Below are 2,500 nucleotides of genomic sequence, written 5' to 3'. Positions count from 1 at the left end.
GGTGTAGGCGTAGCGAAAGCGAGTCTGAATAGGGCGCCAAGTTGCTGGCAGAAGACCCGAAACCGAGTGATCTAGCCATGGCCAGGCTGAAGGTGCGGTAACACGCACTGGAGGGCCGAACCCACGCCTGTTGAAAAAGTCGGGGATGAGCTGTGGCTAGGGGTGAAAGGCCAATCAAACTCGGAGATAGCTGGTTCTCCGCGAAATCTATTGAGGTAGACCGTTAGGTGTTGACCCCGGGGGGTAGAGCACTGGATGGGCTAGGGGGGCCCAAAGCCTTACCAAACCCAACCAAACTCCGAATACCCGGAAGTTTAGCCTGGCAGACAGACAGTGGGTGCTAAGGTCCATTGTCGAGAGGGAAACAGCCCAGACCACCAGCTAAGGCCCCTAAATCGTGGCTAAGTGGGAAAGGATGTGGGGATTCCAAAACAACCAGGAGGTTGGCTTAGAAGCAGCCATCCTTTAAAGAAAGCGTAATAGCTCACTGGTCTATTAGAAACCCTGCGCCGAAAATGTAACGGGGCTCAAGCCACGTGCCGAAGCTGTGGGTGCATACTATGTATGCGCGGTAGCGGAGCGTTCCGTAAGTCTGTGAAGGAAGCGGGGTGACCCCTTCTGGAGATATCGGAAGTGCGAATGCTGACATGAGTAGCGACAAACAGTGCGAGAAACACTGTCGCCGAAAGTCCAAGGGTTCCTGCGCAAGGTTAATCCACGCAGGGTTAGTCGGCCCCTAAGGCGAGGGCGAAAGCCGTAGTCGATGGGAATCAGGTGAACATTCCTGAACCTGCCAGAAGTGACGAATGCGATATGTTGTTGGTCCTTAACGGATTGGACCGGCTTTTGGAGCATTCCAGGAAATAGCTCTGGCGTATAGACCGTACCCTAAACCGACACAGGTGGACTGGTAGAGCATACCAAGGCGCTTGAGAGAACGATGCTGAAGGAACTAGGCAAATTACTCGTGTAACTTCGGGATAAGCGAGACCCACATTTGGGCAACCATTTGTGGGTGGCACAGACCAGGGGGTAGCGACTGTTTAGTAAAAACACAGGACTCTGCGAAGTCGAAAGACGACGTATAGGGTCTGACGCCTGCCCGGTGCCGGAAGGTTAAGAGGAGGTGTGAGAGCACTGAATTGAAGCCCCGGTAAACGGCGGCCGTAACTATAACGGTCCTAAGGTAGCGAAATTCCTTGTCGGGTAAGTTCCGACCTGCACGAATGGCGTAACGACTTCCCCGCTGTCTCCAGCATCGGCTCAGCGAAATTGAATTCCCCGTGAAGATGCGGGGTATCCGCGGTCAGACGGAAAGACCCTATGAACCTTTACTGTAGCTTTACAGTGGCATCAGAGACATTCTGTGTAGGATAGGTGGGAGGCTTTGAAGCAGGGGCGCCAGTTCCTGTGGAGCCATCCTTGAAATACCACCCTGAATTTTTCTGATGTCTAACCGCGGCCAGTAAGCCTGGTCCGGGACCCTGTATGGTGGGCAGTTTGACTGGGGCGGTCGCCTCCCAAAGTGTAACGGAGGCGCGCGATGGTGGGCTCAGGCCGGTCGGAAACCGGCTGTTGAGTGCAATGGCATAAGCCCGCCTGACTGCGAGAGTGACAGCTCGAGCAGAGACGAAAGTCGGCCATAGTGATCCGGTGGTCCCGCGTGGAAGGGCCATCGCTCAACGGATAAAAGGTACTCTAGGGATAACAGGCTGATCTCCCCCAAGAGTCCACATCGACGGGGAGGTTTGGCACCTCGATGTCGGCTCATCACATCCTGGGGCTGGAGCAGGTCCCAAGGGTTCGGCTGTTCGCCGATTAAAGTGGTACGTGAGCTGGGTTTAGAACGTCGTGAGACAGTTCGGTCCCTATCTGCCGTGGATGTTGGAGATTTGAGAGGATTTGTCCCTAGTACGAGAGGACCGGGATGAACATACCTCTGGTGCACCGGTTGTCGCGCCAGCGGCACAGCCGGGTAGCTAAGTATGGACGGGATAACCGCTGAAAGCATCTAAGCGGGAAACCCACCTCAAAACTAGATCTCCCTGAGGGTCGTGGTAGACCACCACGTTAATAGGCCAGATGTGGAAGCGTGGTAACACGTGCAGCTAACTGGTCCTAATCACCCAATAGGCTCACTCTCACACCATCTGAAAAGATGGCCCGTGCACAGAAATCATCCATAACCGCGTCACACGCTAAAACACCAAAACGCACCAACCGCATCCACACACCCTAAAGGGTGGTCTGGATGACCTGGTGGCCATGGCGGGGAGAGTTCCACCCGATCCCATCCCGAACTCGGCCGTGAAAACCCCCAGCGCCTATGATACTGCGGCTTAAGCCGCGGGAAAGTCGGTCGCCGCCAGGTCTTCCAGTCTACCCTCACAAATCTTCTCATAACAAAATCAACACAATCACCATCGCGGGGTGGAGCAGCCCGGTAGCTCGTCAGGCTCATAACCTGAAGGTCACAGGTTCAAATCCTGTCCCCCGCAAC

General features: G+C 55.0%; 1 tRNA gene and 2 rRNA genes (1 of these 3 cut by a window edge). All 3 read left to right on the top strand.

Annotated elements, in window-relative coordinates:
- Positions 1–2,143, top strand: a 23S ribosomal RNA gene (locus AGA_RS01430) (it extends 598 nt beyond the left edge of the window).
- 112 nt (positions 2,144–2,255) lie between these two features.
- Positions 2,256–2,371 (top strand): 5S ribosomal RNA (gene rrf, locus AGA_RS01425).
- A 54-nt stretch (positions 2,372–2,425) separates the two neighbouring features.
- Positions 2,426–2,498 (top strand) — tRNA-Met (locus AGA_RS01420).
- The last annotated feature ends 2 nt before the right edge of the window (positions 2,499–2,500 follow it).

It is taken from the genome of Acetobacter ghanensis, assembly GCF_001499675.1.
Classification (GTDB): domain Bacteria; phylum Pseudomonadota; class Alphaproteobacteria; order Acetobacterales; family Acetobacteraceae; genus Acetobacter; species Acetobacter ghanensis.
Note: the sequence above shows the minus strand (reverse complement) of the source record. Positions and strands in the feature narration are given on the sequence as shown.